Raw genomic sequence first — 17630 nt, 5'->3', positions numbered from 1 at the left:
CAATTAATTTAATGAGGTATTTTACGCTATTCGTTTTTCTTTTTTTCTCTACATTGTCTATTAGTCAAACCCGAATTAAAGCGCAAATCATAGATATTGACAGTAGAGTTCCGCTTGCTTTTTGTAAAGTGGAATATCTAAACAAAACCATTACAGCTGACTGGGAAGGAAAGTTTAATATGGAAATTACAGCTTTTGACAAACCTTTAGTTATTGCTTACAAAGGGTATCAAACGAAAAATGTATATATTTCGAGAGATGAAGAATTAGTAATTATTAAGATGACTATTGATTTAAATACTTATAAAAAAGTAGAAATATATACTGATAATCGAGTTAATAAAATTGTTAAAAAAGTTACTGAAAACAAGAAGAAAAATCAACCAGAAAAAGCTTTAAAAAGTTTTCAATATAAAAATTATGAAAATTTATTAATTACGGCTAATCCTGATTCTATTTCAAGTAAAATTGATACCATTTACAAAAAAAGACTTTTTAGTAAAACTAAAATAAAATTAGATTCTGCAAATTATAAATTTAAAGAGTTGATAACGAAACATCATTTATATCAAACAGAAAAAATAAATTTAATTCAATATAATAAAACAGGATATAAAGAAACAGTTTTAGCTAGTAGAATGGCTGGTTTTAAAAATCCGTTATATGAATATTTGGGCTTAAAATTAGTTTCTTATTCGGTTTATGAGAATCCGTTTGAAATTCTTGAAACACCTCTTCAAAACCCTATCTCAAATTATGGTCGTCAATTATATAATTTTTACCTTGTAGATTCTCTTGAAATACAAAATCGAAAAACATATAAAATATTCTTTCAGCCAAAAAAACTTCAATCAAGTCGATTAAGAGGGTTGTTTTATATAGATGCTCAAACATTTGCCATTGCAAAGGCTTATTATAGGATATACGGTATTGTAAATATAAATGCTGATTATACTTTTGAATATCGAAAAGAAGAGAATCTTTGGTTTCCTAAGAAAAGGAAATTTACTGTTTTAAAAGGGAATAATGCTGACGATATAAAAATCTTAGGAAACACAATAAAATTCAATTCTTCATTAGAAACGAATCCGAATACAAATGCTACGGATCAAATTTATTTAACCATTGAATCTATTCCTTTTGATATTGAATTAAACAAAGAAATAGATTTCGAAAATAATGGAATTAAAATTGAAATTGATGAAAAAGGATTAGATAAACCTGAAAACTATTGGACTAAATTTTCAAAAGATACTTTAGATTATAGAAGATTAAATACTTATAAGTCTATCGATAGTCTTTCTTTTTCGAAAAAAATTGAAAGAAAAATCTTCTTAGGTAAGAAAATATTAAACGGTTATTATCCTATAAAACTTGTGGATTTAGATTTGAGAAGCCTTGTAAAATACAATAATTTTGAAGGTTTTAGGCTTGGAATTGGAGGCGTAACGAATACTGAATTATCTGAAAAATATAAAATAGCTGCTTATGGAGCTTATGGAATAAAAGATAAAGAATTTAAATTTGGTATAACTCCATCATATTTAATAGATAAGAAAAGTGAAACATGGATAAGTGCATCTTATACAGATGATTTAAATGAGATTTCTCAAATTAATTTTGCTACGGATTCGCGTCGATTTAAAATATATGATCCAAGGCCTATTAATATTTCAACTTTTTACTCAAATAAAACAACATCTGTTTTCATAGAAAGTAATTATTTTGCAAAATCTGATACTTATTTTGCATTGTCAAAAAGTAGAATAGATCCAAAATTTGATTACACTTTCATAAATCAAGGGATATCGTATACAAAATACAATATTACGACAGCTCAACTTGCTTTTCAATGGAATCCATTTAGTAGTTATATGCAAACTCCTAAAGAAAGAATTGAGATTGAAAAAAGGCACCCTAAATTTTCAATTCAATTTACACAAACATTACCAAATGTACTAGAGAATGATTTTAATTTTACCAAAATCGATTTTAAAACATTTTATGAAATTCCTTTTATTTCAGGACATAAAAGTTCTGCCCTTTTGCAAACAGGAATTGCTTTTGGAGATGTTCCTTTAACGCATTTATATAGTTTACAGCCTAATAATCTTAACAGAGACGCTATATTACAAAGGATAACATTTGCTGGTAAGAACAGTTTTGAGACGATGTATTTCAATGAATTCTTTTCAAACAAATACGTTTCATTACAACTAAAACACACTTTCAATAAAATTAGACTTGGATACCGAATAAATCCAGAATTTTCAATAGTTACTCGTATGGCTTGGGGAGAAATAAATAAAGAGAATACGCACATAGGGTTAGAATTCAATTATTTAGAAAAAGGATTCTTTGAAAGTGGAGTAGAGTGTAATAAAATTTTTAAAGGTTTTGGACTTACCGCATTTTTTAGATATGGTCCATATCAGTTATCAAATATCGAAGACAATTTATCGTTAAAAATATCATATTATATAGATCTTGGGTTTTAATTCTTTTTTTTGTTGTAATCTAACTATTTAAGTAAGAATCATTACCTTTGCGCTTCAAATTTTTCAGCAATGTTAAAATGGTTAACCACTAGTTTTTGGGATTTTATAGCAAGTAGAATTTTACGCAACCGTGTATTATTACTAATTACTCTTACCCTTTTTACTATTTTCATGGCATTTCAGTGGAAAAACATGCGTTTTACTTATACTGAAGCAAATCTTTTACCCGATCATCATGAAGTAAATATTCAATATAATTCTTTCTTAGAAAAGTTTGGAGAAGAAGGGAATTTAATTGTTATTGGCTTTAAGGATTCTACATTTTTTACCCCAAAAAATATAAAACTTTGGGAAAATTTCATTGGCGAAATTAAAAAAGACAAAGCAGTTGAATTGTCGCTTTCAATTGAGGATTTACGCGTTTTACAAAAAGATACTTCTGAACAAAGTTTTAAGTTAGTTCCTTTTATTAATAATGAAAAAATTTCTGAAAGTTATCTTAAAGAAAAGGAGCAGGAGTTTTTTAATAACCTTCCTTTCTATGAAGGAATGCTTTTTAATAAAGAATCAGGAGCGATACGATTTGCTATATATATTGATAAAAAAATAGTAAATACTTCAGCTCGTAAAGATTTTGTAATAAAATATCTTAATGATGATAGGATTGAGACTTTTGAAAAAGCATCTGGAATTGATTTGAAAATTTCGGGAATGCCTTATATCCGAACTCTAAACTCTCAAAGTATCATTGATGAAATTGGACTTTTTGTAGGTGCTGCATTATTAATTACATCTTTGCTTTTCTTTTTCTTTTTTAGAAGTTTTAGAGCTACATTAATTTCAATGTTAATTGTAATCATTGGTGTTATGTGGTCATTCGGAACACTTGGATTATTAAACTACGAAATTACTGTTTTAACAGCAATTATTCCTCCTCTGATTATTGTTATAGGTATTCCAAATTGTATATTTCTGATCAATAAATATCAACAAGAAATAAAAAAACATGGTAATAAAGCAAAATCATTACAACGCGTTATTTCTAAAGTAGGAAACGCAACTTTAATGACAAACCTTACTACCGCTGCTGGTTTTGCAACTTTTATTATTACAGATAGTGAACTTTTAAAAGAGTTTGGAATTGTTGCTTCATTAAATATTCTTTTCTTATTCTTTTTATGTTTAATTATCATTCCAATTATATATAGCTATATGCCATTACCTAAAGAAAAGCATTTAGCGCATTTAGGAAAAAATTATATCAACTCATTTGTTAAGTGGATAGAAAATACTATTCGTAAACATCCTATTGCGATTTATATATCAGCCATAGCCTTGTTAGTTTTTGGTATTATTGGAATTTATCAAATTAAAATTTCAGGAAGTATCATTGAAGATATGCCTAAAAAAGCAGGTTTTTTTCAAGATATTGTGTTTTATGAAAAAGAATTTGACGGTGTAATGCCTTTGGAAATAATGATTGACACAAAGAAACCAAAGCGAGCATTAAAATCTGCAACATTAAAGCGAATTAACGAATTACAGGAAACTATAGAAGAAATCCCAGAATTATCAAAACCAGTTTCTGTTGTAAATTTAGTTAAATATGCTAAACAATCCTTTTATAATGGCAATCCTGAATATTATGAATTGCCTACAAAACAAGAGGAAACTTTTATTTTATCTTATATAAAAAATTCTACTAAGAAGGGCAATGAAAACATGCTGAAAAGTTATGTAGATAGTACAGGGCAATATGCAAGAGTTACTACTTTTATGCGAGATATTGGAACTGATAAAATGAAAAAAATTGAAGATCGATTACAAGAAAAAATAAATACCCTTTTCCCTTCTGAACAATATACTGTTACTATGACAGGAAAAGCGTATGTGTTTGAAAAAGGAACACATTATCTTGTAAAAAACTTAGTGTTATCATTACTCTTTGCTATTTTTCTAATTTCATTGCTAATGGCTTATTTGTTTAGGTCTTTTAAAATGATTATCATTTCATTGTTACCAAATATTCTTCCATTAATAATTACTGCGGGAGTAATGGGCTTTTTTGGGATTCCTATAAAGCCTTCAACAATTTTAGTTTTTAGTATTGCCTTTGGAATTTCTGTTGATGATACTATTCACTTCTTAGCAAAGTACAGACAAGAATTAAAAGCAAACAATTGGAAAATAAAAAAGTCAGTTTTTAACACTGTTAAGGAAGCTGGAATTAGTATGTTCTATACATCTGTTGTGTTGTTTTTTGGATTTTCAGTATTTACATTATCAAGTTTTGGAGGAACAGTAGCTTTAGGTAGCTTAGTTGCGGCAACTTTATTGTTTGCTATGTTGGCTAATTTAATATTGCTTCCTGCATTGTTGTTAACGTTAGAAAAAACAATTGCTAATGAACAAGAATTTATAGAGCCTAAAATTGATATCTTAGCAGAAGATAAAGAAGAAGAGGAAGAAGAAAACAAAAACGAATAATTTTATATTTGCACTTTAAAACGTTTACAAAATGAAACATACAAAAGTTATAGACCTTTTAAACAATACAAAAACATTACAGGAAGTTACAGCTAAAGGTTGGGTAAGAAGCTTTAGAAATAATCAATTTATAGCTTTAAATGATGGTTCAACAATAAATAATATTCAGTGTGTAGTTGATTTTGAGAATACATCTGAAGAAACATTAAAAAGAATAACAACAAGTGCTGCTGTTTCAGTTACAGGAACATTAATAGAAAGTAAAGGTAAAGGACAATCTGTTGAGATACAGGTAACGAAACTTGAAATCTTAGGAGATAGTGATCCTGAAAAATATCCTATTCAATTAAGAAATCGTCCAAGTTTAGAGTTCTTAAGAGAGCAAGCACATTTAAGAGTTCGTACTAATGCATTTAGTGCAATTATGCGTGTACGTTCTACATTGTCATTTGCTGTGCATCAATATTTTCAAGAAAATGGTTTTTTCTATGTAAATACACCTATTATTACAGGTAGTGATGCTGAAGGAGCTGGTGAAATGTTTAAAGTTACAGCATTGCCATTTGATGGAACTCCAAGAACAGAAGAAGGAAAAGTAAATTATAAAGAAGATTTCTTTGGTAAAGAAACAAATTTAACTGTTTCGGGGCAATTAGAAGGAGAAACATATGCAATGGCATTAGGTCAAATATATACTTTTGGACCAACTTTCCGTGCTGAAAATTCTAATACTTCTCGCCACTTAGCAGAATTTTGGATGATTGAGCCTGAAGTAGCCTTCAATGATTTAGATGCTAATATGGATTTAGCGGAAGATTTTATTAAATATGTTATCAAGTATACACTTGAAAAATGTGAAGATGATTTAAAATTCTTAGAAAGTAGATTACTAGAAGAAGAAAAATCTAAACCACAAGCGGAACGCAGTGAAATGAGTTTGCTTGAAAAATTAAAATTTGTTTTAGAAAATAACTTTAAACGTGTTTCTTATACTGAAGCGATTGATATTTTAAAGAATTCTACTCCAAACAAAAAGAAAAAATTCAATTATATTATTGAAGAATGGGGTGCAGATTTACAAAGCGAACATGAGCGATTTTTAGTTGAAAAACATTTTAAGTGTCCTGTAATATTGTTTGATTATCCAGCTAATATTAAAGCATTTTACATGCGTTTAAATGAAAATACTGAGCCTGGTAAAGAAACGGTTCGTGCAATGGATATTTTATTCCCAGGAATTGGAGAAATTGTTGGAGGTTCTCAACGTGAAGAACGTTTAGATGTTTTGGTTGAAAAAATGAAAGCTTTAGGTATTGAAGAAGAAGAATTATGGTGGTATTTAGATACTAGAAGATTTGGTTCGGCCGTACATTCAGGATTTGGATTAGGATTTGAGCGTTTAGTATTGTTTGTAACTGGAATGACAAATATTAGAGATGTTATTCCTTTCCCGAGAACACCACAAAACGCAGAATTTTAATTTAATGTTTAATCGTTTAATCGTATATTTGTTTAGTCGATTAAACGATTAACTGTTATACGATTCAACAAAAATGTTAAGACAAAGTTTACAATTTAAATTATCACAGAAATTATCTCCTCAACAAATTCAATTGATGAAGTTAATTCAATTGCCTACACAAGCATTTGAACAAAGACTTCAAGAAGAATTAGTAGAAAATCCAGCATTAGAAAACGGGAAAGAAGAAAATTTAGATTATGATGATGAGTATGGGGATTCTAATGACGATTATGATGATTATGAAGGGGAAAGGATTGAAGCAGAAGATATTAATATTGATGAATATTTAAGTAATGACGAAACGCCTGACTATAAATATCAAGCTAATAATTATAGTGATGACGACGAAGATAACAGTATGCCCTTTATTGCAGGAGTCACTTTTCATCAAGATTTATTAAATCAATTAAATACATTTATTCTAAGTGATGATGAACGAGATATTGCCGAATTTTTAGTTGGTAGTATTGATGATATGGGCTATATAAGAAGATCTGTTCAAGATATAGTAGATGATATGGCTTTCACGCAAGGAATATATACAAACGAAGCTACTGTTGAAAAGATTTTAAGTATTGTACAAGAACTAGAGCCTTCTGGTGTTGCAGCTAGAGATTTGCAGGAATGTCTTCTTTTGCAGTTAAAGCACAAAACGCCTACAGATAGTATTGAATTAGCTATTGATATTATAAAAAATCAATTTGATGCTTTTTCCAAAAAACACTATGATAAGCTGCTTCAAAAATATGAGATATCTAAAGAACAACTAAGAAAAGCTATAGATGAAATTGAAAAATTAAATCCAAAACCAGGTGGTGCATATGACGGCAATCAGAAGCCTATAGAGCATGTTGTGCCTGATTTTACCATTAGAATCGTAGATGGCGAATTAGAATTGTTGCTAAATGGTCGTAATGCTCCTGAATTGCATATTTCTAAAGATTATCAGGAAATGCTTCAAAGTTACAAGGATAGTAATGAGAAGTCTAATTCACAAAAAGATGCGGTTCAGTTCATAAAACAAAAATTAGATTCTGCAAAATGGTTTATTGATGCTATAAAACAGCGACAAGAAACATTATTTGTTACCATGAATGCTATAATGCATTATCAAGAAGAATATTTTTTAGATGGAGATGAAACTAAACTAAAACCCATGATATTGAAAGATATTGCTGATTTAGTTGGGTTGGATATTTCTACCATTTCACGTGTTGCAAACAGTAAATATGTAGACACTCCTTATGGAACTAAATTAATTAAAGATTACTTTAGTGAGGCAATGAAAAATGATCAAGGAGAAGATGTTTCTACTATTGAGATTAAAAAAATACTAGAAACCGTTATAAGTGATGAGGATAAGAAAAAGCCTTTGCCTGATGATAAACTTGCTGAAATTTTAAAAGAAAAAGGATATCCTATTGCTAGAAGGACTGTTGCGAAATATAGAGAACTAATGGATATTCCTGTTGCGCGTTTAAGAAAAAAGATATAGATAGAAATTAGAAAAACAGAGCTATTTTCCTAAAATATGGATTTAAAAAAAGTATTACCTTTATTTTCTTATGTTTTTCATCCAATATTTATTTCTTTATATGGAACTCTTTTTTATTTCATAGTGTCTCAGACTTATATTTATGAATCTCAGGTTCTTTTAACTTTAATACAGGTAGGTATTTTGACTTTGTTTTTGCCTATTTCATTGTATTATCTCTTTATTTCTCTTGGGATTGTAGCATCATTTACAGAAGCCAGTTTAAAGGAGCGGAAATTACCTTTGATGACACAAGCAATATTACTTTTTTTATTACTAAAGTTTAGTACGTCATTAAATGCTTTGCCAGAGTTGTTCTATTTTTTTCTAGGCGGTTTTTCAAGCTCAATATTGGCTTTTATTTGTGTTTTACTGCGATTTAAAGCCAGTTTACACATGATTGGAATATGCTCATTGGGAACATTCGTATATGGATTATCTATTCACTTAGAATTACCTTTAGTTAATACTATAGCTTTTTCTGTTATGTGTATAGGTTTTGTTGCTTCATCTAGGCTTTACATGAAATCCCATACGCCAATAGAATTAATTGTTGGAGGATTTATAGGAGTGCTTTCACAAGTGATATTCTGGTATTTTTGGTTATAAAATATAGAAAATAAAACCTACATTAAAAGAATTTAATCTCATGTCTTTATCTCCAATTTTGGCATCACCAAAGTGAGATTTTAATCCATAATAAGCATATAGATTTACGGTATTGTATCCTACGCTTAAATAAGGACCATATTGCAAATTAACAATTTCGTTACTTCTATTAATTGTATAACTCTCAGAATTTGATTCAAAAATACTTTTACTAGCAAAAAGATAACTAAACTTAAACCCAGTGTATATTCTCCAAAATTTATGACTAGTATATGTAGCATTTCTCCATCTAATCTCAATTGGTAGTTCAGCATAGTGTAAGATAAGCTTGCTTTTATCATAAGAGTTGTCTATGCTATAAATGTTGTTTGGAGAAGAAGGGATAATTTTTAAATTATGTTTAATGTCATTGTAAGAATAGCCAAGACCTAATCCTATAGACCAATTTCTATCTTTTGTTATTGGCATATCTCTTAAAAAGCCCAATGTTACACCTGAAGAAAAAGAATACTGAGAATAGTTGTTAGGACTATTTCTAAGCAAATTATAACTCAATGATACATAGAATTGATCTTCTCTAAATAAAGAATCTACAGCGATTTTATTTTCAGTATCTTGAGAATAAGATGCTGAAAACATTAAAATATATAAAAGCAAAATAATTGTACGCATTGACCTATAAAGATTAGGTATAAAAATAATAAAAAAAGGTACGCAAAACGCGTACCTTTTATATTTTATAAATGAAAAGAATACTTACTTTTATTTATTTAATAGGATTTCCTTGAGTTGTAGTATAATTTACTTTCAACTGGTCTACTTTACGTAATTCAGTTTTAATATCTTGTACTAGTGCCATTTTAACATCTTTGTCAATTTTTAAAGATGCTGTTAAATACTTCTCGTCTTCAGAATTTCTTTCTGCTCTTTCAGTGATTACAAAACTTCTAAGATCTCCTACTGTAGAAATTTTATCATTTAACTGAATACGATCAGATGAACCTAATGATTTATAACCTTCTTTAGGTTTACCAGCATATATATACATAATATATTGTTTCTTATGCAACTTTGCCGTTTGATCTGCTTTTGGTAATCGATTCTCGATTTTTAAATCACTATCTTTCATAGTTGTAGCAGTCATAAAGAAGAACAAAAGCATAAACACAATATCTGGTAATGATGCTGTAGAAATTCCTGGAGTACCTCCCGTTTTTTTCTTTTTAAATTTAGACATAGTTTCTAAAACTTAAAGGGTTATTAGTTCTTTTTTGATTCTGCTTCTGAAAGTCTCATTGGAAACATTTCTTGAATTCTCTTTACTTTCGGTTCTAGTTCTTCAACTAGACCTTCAATTGCTTTTGATGCTGGATCATTTGCAACGTATTCTAATTCAGTGTATTTCTTTCCATATCGTTTCATACTTTCTCTATCTCTTAAAAAATAATATGCAGCTACTAATTCATTTTGAACCGCTATATACGTTTCATAACTAGTTTGCCCATCATTCATTAATGATATTACTGCCTCATCTGGATTATCAGAAGATTTAGAGTTTTTCTTCCCTTCGCAATATGTACAAGTCCCATCGCCATTATTTTCTAAGAAATCAATTGCAGCTTGCCTAACATCTTCAATCTTCATAACTTGGTCATTAACCAAAAGTTGATTGTCCATGTTAACAAGAACTCTCATTATGTTTCTTTCATTAATAGGTGGCACAGGAGGGTTCTCTTCATATCTAGGCAATAATCTATTGATTCCTTGATCAACTCCAATGGTAGTTGTGACCAAGAAGAAGATTAAAAGAAGGAAAGCAATATCTGCCATGGAACCAGCATTTACCTCTGGTGCTTCTCTTTTTGCCATAATTATTTTTTAAGTTTATTTAAAAATGCCCAAACCATTGTTCCTAATGCAACAAGAGTAAGTAAATAAAAAGCATTTAGACCAGCTCCTACTAATTTTGAAGTAGAACCTGAATGCATAATACCATTAGCTTTAACTTCTTCATCGCCAGCTAATACGTATGATATCAATATTACACCTAAAAATAATCCTAATGAAATTATTGTTCTTTTAAAATTTTCTTTGTTAGAAAATAAATTTTTCAAAACATATATCAATACAATAGCAATACAAATTACAAGTACGATATACGACAAATATATTAAAGGTGAAATCCAGCCATTATTGGCGTCATCATCACTTGAAGACATTAATCCCGCCAAGAAAATAATACCTAAAATGGCAATGACAATAGCTGCAAATTTTGTTAAATTGTGTAATTTCATGACAATTGTCGTTTTATAAGGTTATTATTTTTTGTAATCAGATAAGATGTCAATTAAACTAATTGAAGCATCTTCCATGTCATTAACTATAGAATCAATTTTTGCAATGATATAGTTATAAAATACTTGTAAAATAATAGCTACTATAAGACCAAATACAGTTGTTAATAAGGCAACTTTAATACCTCCAGCAACTAAAGATGGTTCCATAGATCCTGCAGATTGAATTTGGTCAAATGCTTCAATCATACCAATTACAGTTCCCATGAACCCTAACATCGGTGCTAGTGCAATAAATAAAGAAATCCAAGAAACATTTTTCTCTAATTGTCCCATTTGAACACCACCATAAGCAACTACTGCTTTTTCTGCTGAATCAATTCCATGAGAATGTCTATCTAAACCTTGATAAAAGATAGATGCTACTGGACCAGATGTATTTCTACATACTTCTTTTGCAGCTTCAACTCCGCCAGATTTTAATGCGTCTTCTACATTAGAAATCAATTTTTTAGAGTTTGTAGTAGAAAGATTTAAATAAATAATTCTTTCAATAGCAATTGCTAATCCTAAAATCAAACAGATTAATACAATTCCCATAAAACCAGGACCTCCTTCAATGAAACGTTGTTTCATTTTTTGAGTAAAAGTCGGCTCAGCTTCAATTTCTGTTGCATCATCAACAACTACAGCTTCTTCATCAGTTGTTACTTCTTCTTGAACTTGTTCTGTAGCAGGTGTTTCAGTTGCTGTAGAATCTTGAGCTTGAATGTTACCAAAAGTCATAAGCCCTGTGATTGCTAAAATAGAAAATAATCTTTTCATCGCTTTTGTTCTTAAATTTAATTAGTTAATTTGGTTAAAAGTATAAAATAATTTATGAAATTAAAAATATTTCTTACGCGGAGAGGAAGGGATTCGAACCCTCGATGCTCTTTCGGAGCATACATACTTTCCAGGCATGCTCCTTCGACCTCTCGGACACCTCTCCATTGATATGTCAATTTCAAGGGCGCTAAATAACGTAAAAAAATTCAGGAATAAAAATTTTAATAGCATTTTTTACTATAGTTCGCCCCTTAAACTGGTTTCAAAAATAGTTTTAAATACGTTAAAAGAAACTTTTTGTCCCAATAAATACATTAATTTTGTTATTGCAGCTTCTGTTGTGATATCAAATCCTGAAATAACTCCTATGTCCCTTAATTGTGTGCTTGTTTCATATTGTCCCATAGCGACAGCACCTCCACTACATTGCGTAACATTTATAACGTGAATTTTTTTATTTATTGCCTTTTTTAATTTTTCTATAAACCATTTTTCTGTAGGAGCATTTCCTGAACCATAAGTTTCTAAAACAATTCCTTTTAAATTTGTTATATTTATGATTGCCTCAACAACATCCTCATTAATTCCGGGAAAAACTTTTAAAATAACAACATTTTTATCGAAATTCTTATTGACTTTTAGTTTTTTATTTGCTATTTTTCTTAATAAAATATCTTTATTTATCTTTAAATGGACTCCTGACTCTGCTAATTCTGAAAAATTTGGAGAGGCAAAAGCATTAAAATGTTCAGCACTAATTTTGGTTGTCCTATTTCCTCTGTATAGTTTATATTCAAAGTACAGGCCAACTTCTTGAATAATAGCGACTCCATTTTGTTGTAATGAAGCAATTTGAATTGCTGTAATTAAATTTTCTTTAGCATCCGTTCTTAGGTCTCCTATTGGTAATTGAGAACCTGTGAAAATAACTGGTTTTTCAAGGTTTTCAAGCATGAAACTTAATGCTGAAGCGCTATAAGACATTGTGTCAGAACCATGAAGAACAACAAAACCATCAAATGTTGAATAATTTTCTTCTATTATTGTTGCTATTTGTTGCCAATACTGAACATTCATATTAGATGAATCTATTGGAAATTCAAAAGAAATGGTGTCAATATTACAATCTAAAAGTTGTATTTCAGGGATTTTATTAAGTAATTTTTTAAAATTAAATGCTTTGAGAGCACCAGTAGAAAAGTCCTTAACCATTCCAATGGTTCCTCCAGTATAAATAAGTAAAATTTGTGGCTTATTCGGCATTATTATATTTCATTTTATTTACAACTGGATTAGCATACATTGCCAAAAATCCGTCTCTTAGTGTTTTGTTATCTGTGTCAATTCTCATTTCAAACCTTCTTTGGAATAATTGTTTTTCCTCAGTTGTGTAGAATTGTGAATATTGAGTGGTATTATTTAATATATCATAAGCAATATAGTTTGTTGGCCACAATTTATAATGCTGTAATATAGAATCGTCTATTACATTAGCTAATGCTTGAACTTGTTTGTTTGTATTATCATTATGAATTTTAATATAGTCAAGTTCTTTGTTAATAACATTTCCTACATGGATATGGATACGTTTTTTTTGCCCTATAATTCCACTTAGAAGTGTAATGAAATCTTCATTTTTGTTTTTTATATAAACTTCATCCTTAGCTTGTGCTAATAATTGTGGCATTTTTAATGCATCGGTTGGGTCATATTCATAAGAAATAGAGACTGGAACGATTTTTATTTTTTTGAAAAAATCGGTAACTTCTTTTTCATCTGAAGCCATTCCTAGCATTTTCAAAACACCTTGATGTGTTGCATCATTTCCATCTTTAGTTCGTCCTTCTCTTTGCGCAATCCAAACGGAACGATTTTCCTTTGATAGTAAATGGTACATGTATTCAGACATTAATTTAGAGCTTTGGAGTAATTCACGAGGTGTTAATCCTCTTTGAACTAGGAAGTTTCTGTTTAATTTTGATAAGTTTAATACAAAATCTTTTTGTACTAAATTATCTCCAATTGCAGAAGCTGTCATAACTAATCCATGGTCGAACAATGAAACATTAAGTAATGATGTATCTAAAATAATATCTCTATGATTTGAAATAAAAAGATAAGATGTATTAGGTTCTAATTTTTCAAAGCCAGAAGTAGTTAATCCATCTGAGCTTTTTTCTAATACTTTCATTATAGATTGATACACAAAATTAACTTGAAAATCACGTATTGAGTGTGTTTTTTTTAATTGTTCTTTCCAAACTTCTTCTTCAGTATCTGGAAAGGTAAAATTCATCATCGCTTTCATCATAGGATGATTTAATGAAGAACACAAGGCTTCGTTAACCTCAGAATCATAAAACGGACGAATAGAATCAAATTTAGACATAAGGATTTTTAAAAAATCGGTACACAAAAGAACAAAAAAAATAATAAATGGCGGTAAATTCTTCGTTAAATTCCGAAAATTGCTTTCGAATTTTCCGTAGTAATATTAGCAATTTCTGCTACTGACACGTTATAAATTTCTGCTAATTTCTGCGCAACTAATAAGGTATAACTACTTTCATTTCTTTTTCCACGATAAGGCACTGGTGCTAAATAGGGAGAATCTGTTTCTAAAACAATATTTTTCAAATCAATTTCTTTTAAGAATTGGTCTATTTTTCCGTTTTTAAAGGTAGCAACTCCTCCTATTCCTAATTTCATATTTAAATCTATTGCTTTTTTAGCTTGCTTGAAATCACCAGTAAAACAATGGAAAATACCAAATAAGTCATCGCTTTTTTCACTCTCTAAAACTTCAAATACTTCATCAAATGCATCTCTACAATGAATATTGATAGCTAATTTGTGTTTTTTTGCTAATTGTATTTGATGTTTAAAAACATATTGTTGTTCTTTTAGGAATGTTTTATCCCAGTATAAATCAATTCCAATTTCTCCTATTGCATAGAATTTTCTTGAAGCTAATTCTTTTTCTACATGAGCTAATTCTTCTAAATAATTTTCTTTAACATAAGTAGGGTGTAAGCCTATCATTAAAAATATATTTTCAGGATATTGTTGCTCTAAATCATACATTTTTTGGGTATAATTAGAATCAATTGAAGGAATAAAAAAACGAGAAACTCCAGCGTTAATAGCATTTTGAATACTTTCATTTCTGTCTTGATCAAATTCTTCAGAATATAGATGTGTATGAGTATCTGTAAGCGTAATAGGATTGTTCAAAATAAAAAATTTAGAGTGCAAATTTAAAATCTTTATTGGTATATAACCAAAAAAGCTACTGAATGTTCAGTAGCTTTGGTTTCTTTTTCATTTATGTGTTATAATTCTTTCAAAATTCGTTGTGCTTTCTGATAATCTTCTGCACTTTCAGGTAATAATTCTAAGTATTCCTTACATTTTGAATATTCTTTTTGTTTCAATTTGGATAGACCTAAATACCAAATAGCTTTTTCTTTGTATACCGATTTGCCATTTTTTAATGTATTTAATATGTTTTCAGCCTGGTCATATTGATTGATTTCTATTAATGAAATGGCATAATATAATTCTTCTTCTAGTCCTAAATTGTTAGTTTGTTTTATTTTTTCAAAATAAGAAACAGCTTCTTTGAAATTTTTTGCATTGAAGGCGTCTTGAGCTTGTTTTAAGCTTTCATTTACATCACTTCTTTCTGTGAAATATGCTTTTTGATGTTCATTATAATCAGCATATTTAGGATTAGAAGTTTGAATAAAAAACCAAATTGAAATGAATAGAAGTATTGTAGCAGCTATAGTAAACCATTTTTTATGTATTGAAATAACTTTTGGTTTGCTAGAAATTGTTTCATGAGAAGCATAATTCTTAGCAATTTCCTTTAAGTTTTCTTCAAACATTTTACCTTCTTGAGAATATTTAGTTTTTAAAAACTGACTAGTCTCTTTGTATAATTCTAGTTTTTCCCTTAAATCATTATCATTTAGAAGTTGCTCTTCAAAAGCAGCTTTTTCTTCGAAAACCATTTTGTTTTGTAAATAATTTTCAAAAAGGATATATATATCTTCTTGCATTCTATTGTTTCGTTAAGGATTTATATTCTATAGATTCTCGAATCATTTCAGTTAGTTTTCCTGTACAAAGTGATTTTTTCTTTCTTGCATAAGCGTAAGAAACATTCAAAGTTGTTGCTACTTCTTCCATCGTTTTTAATATAAAACTCAGTTTGAGTAATTCTTTACATTTTTCTCCTAATTGTAAAAACATTTTTTCAAACAACGCTTGTTTTTCATTAAATAGTTCTGTTTCGAATAGCATTTCTTGAAGTGATTCATCTTTAGATACATTATCATCTTGTAATGTTACCTCTTTATTTGAAGATTTTTTCAATTCATTTAACCATTTTCTTTTACATAATAGGAAAAAATAAGCATCAAAAGGGCAAGTTATTTTTAAATTATTTTGTTTTGCCTGATTGTAAATTGTAATCAATACTTCTTGAATAACATCTTGAGCTTCATCTTCACTTCCATTATTCATTTTTATATAATGAGTAACCTTTGGAGCAAATTTTTTATATATAGCATGAATAATTTTAGTATTATTATTTAATAATCCATCTATATATAATTGATCTTGATGTGCATTTTTTTCTACCATGAACAATTTATTTAAGTAGCTAAGATAAAAAGATATCAATAGAATTAGAAAATAAATAAAAGGAGTAGGGTAACATTTTAATGTTTTGATTGATATATTAATAGAATTTAAAAACAAAAATTATGAAAAAGTTATTTTTTTTAAACAGAAAAGCGGAAAATAGATCGATTTTTTTTAAAGCCGCATTAATTATTGTATTATCAATGACAATTCTTACTAGCTGTGAAAAATCGGATGATAATGACTGTGATGGACTTTGTGATTTACCTTCAGCAGCAGAATTTAACGCATTAAGAGAAGATGCATTAGAGAATATTACTCAAGAGTTCCAATTAAATACTGCGAATGGGATAACTACTTTTACTTCTGCTAATGGAGTTGAAATTGATATTAATCCTTCATGCTTAACATTGAATGGGAATGCTATTACAGGAACAGCTGCTATTAAATACATAGAGGTTTTCGATGGAGGAACAATGTTGGTAATCAATAAAACAACAATGGGAATGATGCCAAATGGAGATATGGCAATGCTTATTTCTGGCGGAGAATTTTTTATTAATGCTACCCAAAACGGACAACAATTAGAGATTAACTGTAGTATGAATTTGAGAATCCCTGCAAGTTTAACTACTGTTGAAAATGATATGATTCTATGGGATGGAACTATTGATGAAGATGGAAATTTAGACTGGAGAGAGCAGGAAGATCCTAATGGAAATCAAGGAGGTGTTTTCTTTGAACAAGATACGGCAGGAGGTACATACTATGCTTATTTTAATAACTTCGGTTGGACAAATGTTGACAAATTTTATAATTATACTGGTCCAAAAACTGAAATTTTAGCAACTGTTCCTTCTGGATATAATTTTGAAAATAGTGCTGTTTATTTACATTATGATGGAGAAGGTAGTGCTTTAGCAAAATTAGATACTTATAATGCATCTACAGGTCAATTTTCTGAACATTATGGTCAAATCCCAATTGGATTAGCTTGTCATGTCATTTTTGTGACTGAAGAAAGCGGACAATGGAGATATGCTATTAAATCTGTAACTATAACTGAAAATGCGGTCTATGATTTTACTCTTGCTGAAACAATTTTAGGTGATGAAACGCAATTAATTGCTGATATAAATGCTTTACCATAATTTAGTTAAGTTTGTTTTTGAAAAAGTGATGAATAGCTCATCACTTTTTCTTATATT

Annotated in this window: 16 protein-coding genes and 1 tRNA gene; 6 read left to right on the top strand and 11 right to left on the bottom strand. The window is 29.1% G+C overall.

Going from position 1 to position 17630, the window contains the following annotated elements; translation table 11 throughout:
• The first annotated feature begins 53 nt into the window (after positions 1 to 53).
• The 5 genes from SY27_RS09950 to SY27_RS09930 all read left to right on the top strand — a co-directional run bounded on the left by SY27_RS09950 (position 54) and on the right by SY27_RS09930 (position 8650).
• The gene (locus SY27_RS09950; protein WP_161794147.1) at positions 54 to 2498 is read left to right on the top strand and encodes a DUF5686 family protein; all 2445 of its coding nucleotides are present in this window, start codon (positions 54 to 56) and stop codon (positions 2496 to 2498) included.
• A gap of 69 nt (positions 2499 to 2567) precedes the next feature.
• Entirely contained in the window at positions 2568 to 4985 is a 2418-nt protein-coding gene (locus SY27_RS09945; RefSeq protein WP_045969771.1) for an RND family transporter, read from the top strand.
• A gap of 31 nt (positions 4986 to 5016) precedes the next feature.
• Positions 5017 to 6465: an asparagine--tRNA ligase gene (gene asnS / locus SY27_RS09940; RefSeq protein WP_045969769.1), complete on the top strand. Its 1449-nt coding sequence runs from the start codon at positions 5017 to 5019 to the stop codon at positions 6463 to 6465.
• A 73-nt stretch (positions 6466 to 6538) separates the two neighbouring features.
• Complete coding sequence (gene rpoN / locus SY27_RS09935) at positions 6539 to 8002, top strand: RNA polymerase factor sigma-54 (RefSeq protein ID WP_045969767.1); 1464 nt, start codon at positions 6539 to 6541, stop codon at positions 8000 to 8002.
• A gap of 36 nt (positions 8003 to 8038) precedes the next feature.
• Positions 8039 to 8650 carry a hypothetical protein gene (locus tag SY27_RS09930; RefSeq protein ID WP_045969764.1) on the top strand — a complete coding sequence of 204 codons (612 nt, stop codon included), beginning with the start codon at positions 8039 to 8041 and terminating at the stop codon, positions 8648 to 8650.
• Here SY27_RS09930 and SY27_RS09925 read toward each other — a convergent pair.
• From SY27_RS09925 to SY27_RS09875, 11 genes are all read right to left on the bottom strand, one after another.
• Positions 8645 to 9322, bottom strand: coding sequence for a porin family protein (locus SY27_RS09925; RefSeq protein ID WP_045969761.1), 678 nt, complete (start codon positions 9320 to 9322; stop codon positions 8645 to 8647). The two genes, SY27_RS09930 and SY27_RS09925, sit on opposite strands and share 6 nt — an antisense overlap.
• A gap of 94 nt (positions 9323 to 9416) precedes the next feature.
• Positions 9417 to 9887: a biopolymer transporter ExbD gene (locus SY27_RS09920; RefSeq protein WP_045969759.1), complete on the bottom strand. Its 471-nt coding sequence runs from the start codon at positions 9885 to 9887 to the stop codon at positions 9417 to 9419.
• 23 nt (positions 9888 to 9910) lie between these two features.
• Positions 9911 to 10519, bottom strand: coding sequence for a biopolymer transporter ExbD (locus SY27_RS09915; protein ID WP_045969757.1), 609 nt, complete (start codon positions 10517 to 10519; stop codon positions 9911 to 9913).
• A gap of 2 nt (positions 10520 to 10521) precedes the next feature.
• Positions 10522 to 10944, bottom strand: a complete 423-nt coding sequence (locus tag SY27_RS09910) for a hypothetical protein (protein WP_052705255.1) — start codon at positions 10942 to 10944, stop codon at positions 10522 to 10524.
• 24 nt (positions 10945 to 10968) lie between these two features.
• Entirely contained in the window at positions 10969 to 11769 is an 801-nt protein-coding gene (locus tag SY27_RS09905) for a MotA/TolQ/ExbB proton channel family protein (protein ID WP_045969755.1), read from the bottom strand.
• Between the two features lie 78 nt (positions 11770 to 11847).
• Positions 11848 to 11935: transfer RNA gene (locus SY27_RS09900), tRNA-Ser, on the bottom strand.
• 74 nt (positions 11936 to 12009) lie between these two features.
• Positions 12010 to 13035, bottom strand: coding sequence for an asparaginase (locus SY27_RS09895; protein WP_045969753.1), 1026 nt, complete (start codon positions 13033 to 13035; stop codon positions 12010 to 12012).
• Positions 13025 to 14161: a 1-acyl-sn-glycerol-3-phosphate acyltransferase gene (locus SY27_RS09890; RefSeq protein WP_045969751.1), complete on the bottom strand. Its 1137-nt coding sequence runs from the start codon at positions 14159 to 14161 to the stop codon at positions 13025 to 13027. Before SY27_RS09890 ends, SY27_RS09895 begins: the two co-directional genes overlap by 11 nt.
• Positions 14162 to 14226: 65 nt before the next feature.
• Positions 14227 to 14994 carry a TatD family hydrolase gene (locus SY27_RS09885; protein ID WP_200894150.1) on the bottom strand — a complete coding sequence of 256 codons (768 nt, stop codon included), beginning with the start codon at positions 14992 to 14994 and terminating at the stop codon, positions 14227 to 14229.
• Between the two features lie 110 nt (positions 14995 to 15104).
• Positions 15105 to 15836, bottom strand: a complete 732-nt coding sequence (locus SY27_RS09880; protein ID WP_045969747.1) for a tol-pal system YbgF family protein — start codon at positions 15834 to 15836, stop codon at positions 15105 to 15107.
• 1 nt (position 15837) lies between these two features.
• Positions 15838 to 16422 carry an RNA polymerase sigma factor gene (locus tag SY27_RS09875; RefSeq protein WP_045969745.1) on the bottom strand — a complete coding sequence of 195 codons (585 nt, stop codon included), beginning with the start codon at positions 16420 to 16422 and terminating at the stop codon, positions 15838 to 15840.
• 122 nt (positions 16423 to 16544) lie between these two features.
• Here SY27_RS09875 and SY27_RS09870 point away from each other — a divergent pair, with 122 nt between their 5' ends.
• Positions 16545 to 17573, top strand: coding sequence for a hypothetical protein (locus tag SY27_RS09870; protein WP_045969743.1), 1029 nt, complete (start codon positions 16545 to 16547; stop codon positions 17571 to 17573).
• The last annotated feature ends 57 nt before the right edge of the window (positions 17574 to 17630 follow it).

It is taken from the genome of Flavobacterium sp. 316 (assembly GCF_000967805.1).
GTDB classification, from domain to species: Bacteria; Bacteroidota; Bacteroidia; order Flavobacteriales; family Flavobacteriaceae; genus Flavobacterium; species Flavobacterium sediminilitoris.
Note: the sequence above shows the minus strand (reverse complement) of the source record. Positions and strands in the feature narration are given on the sequence as shown.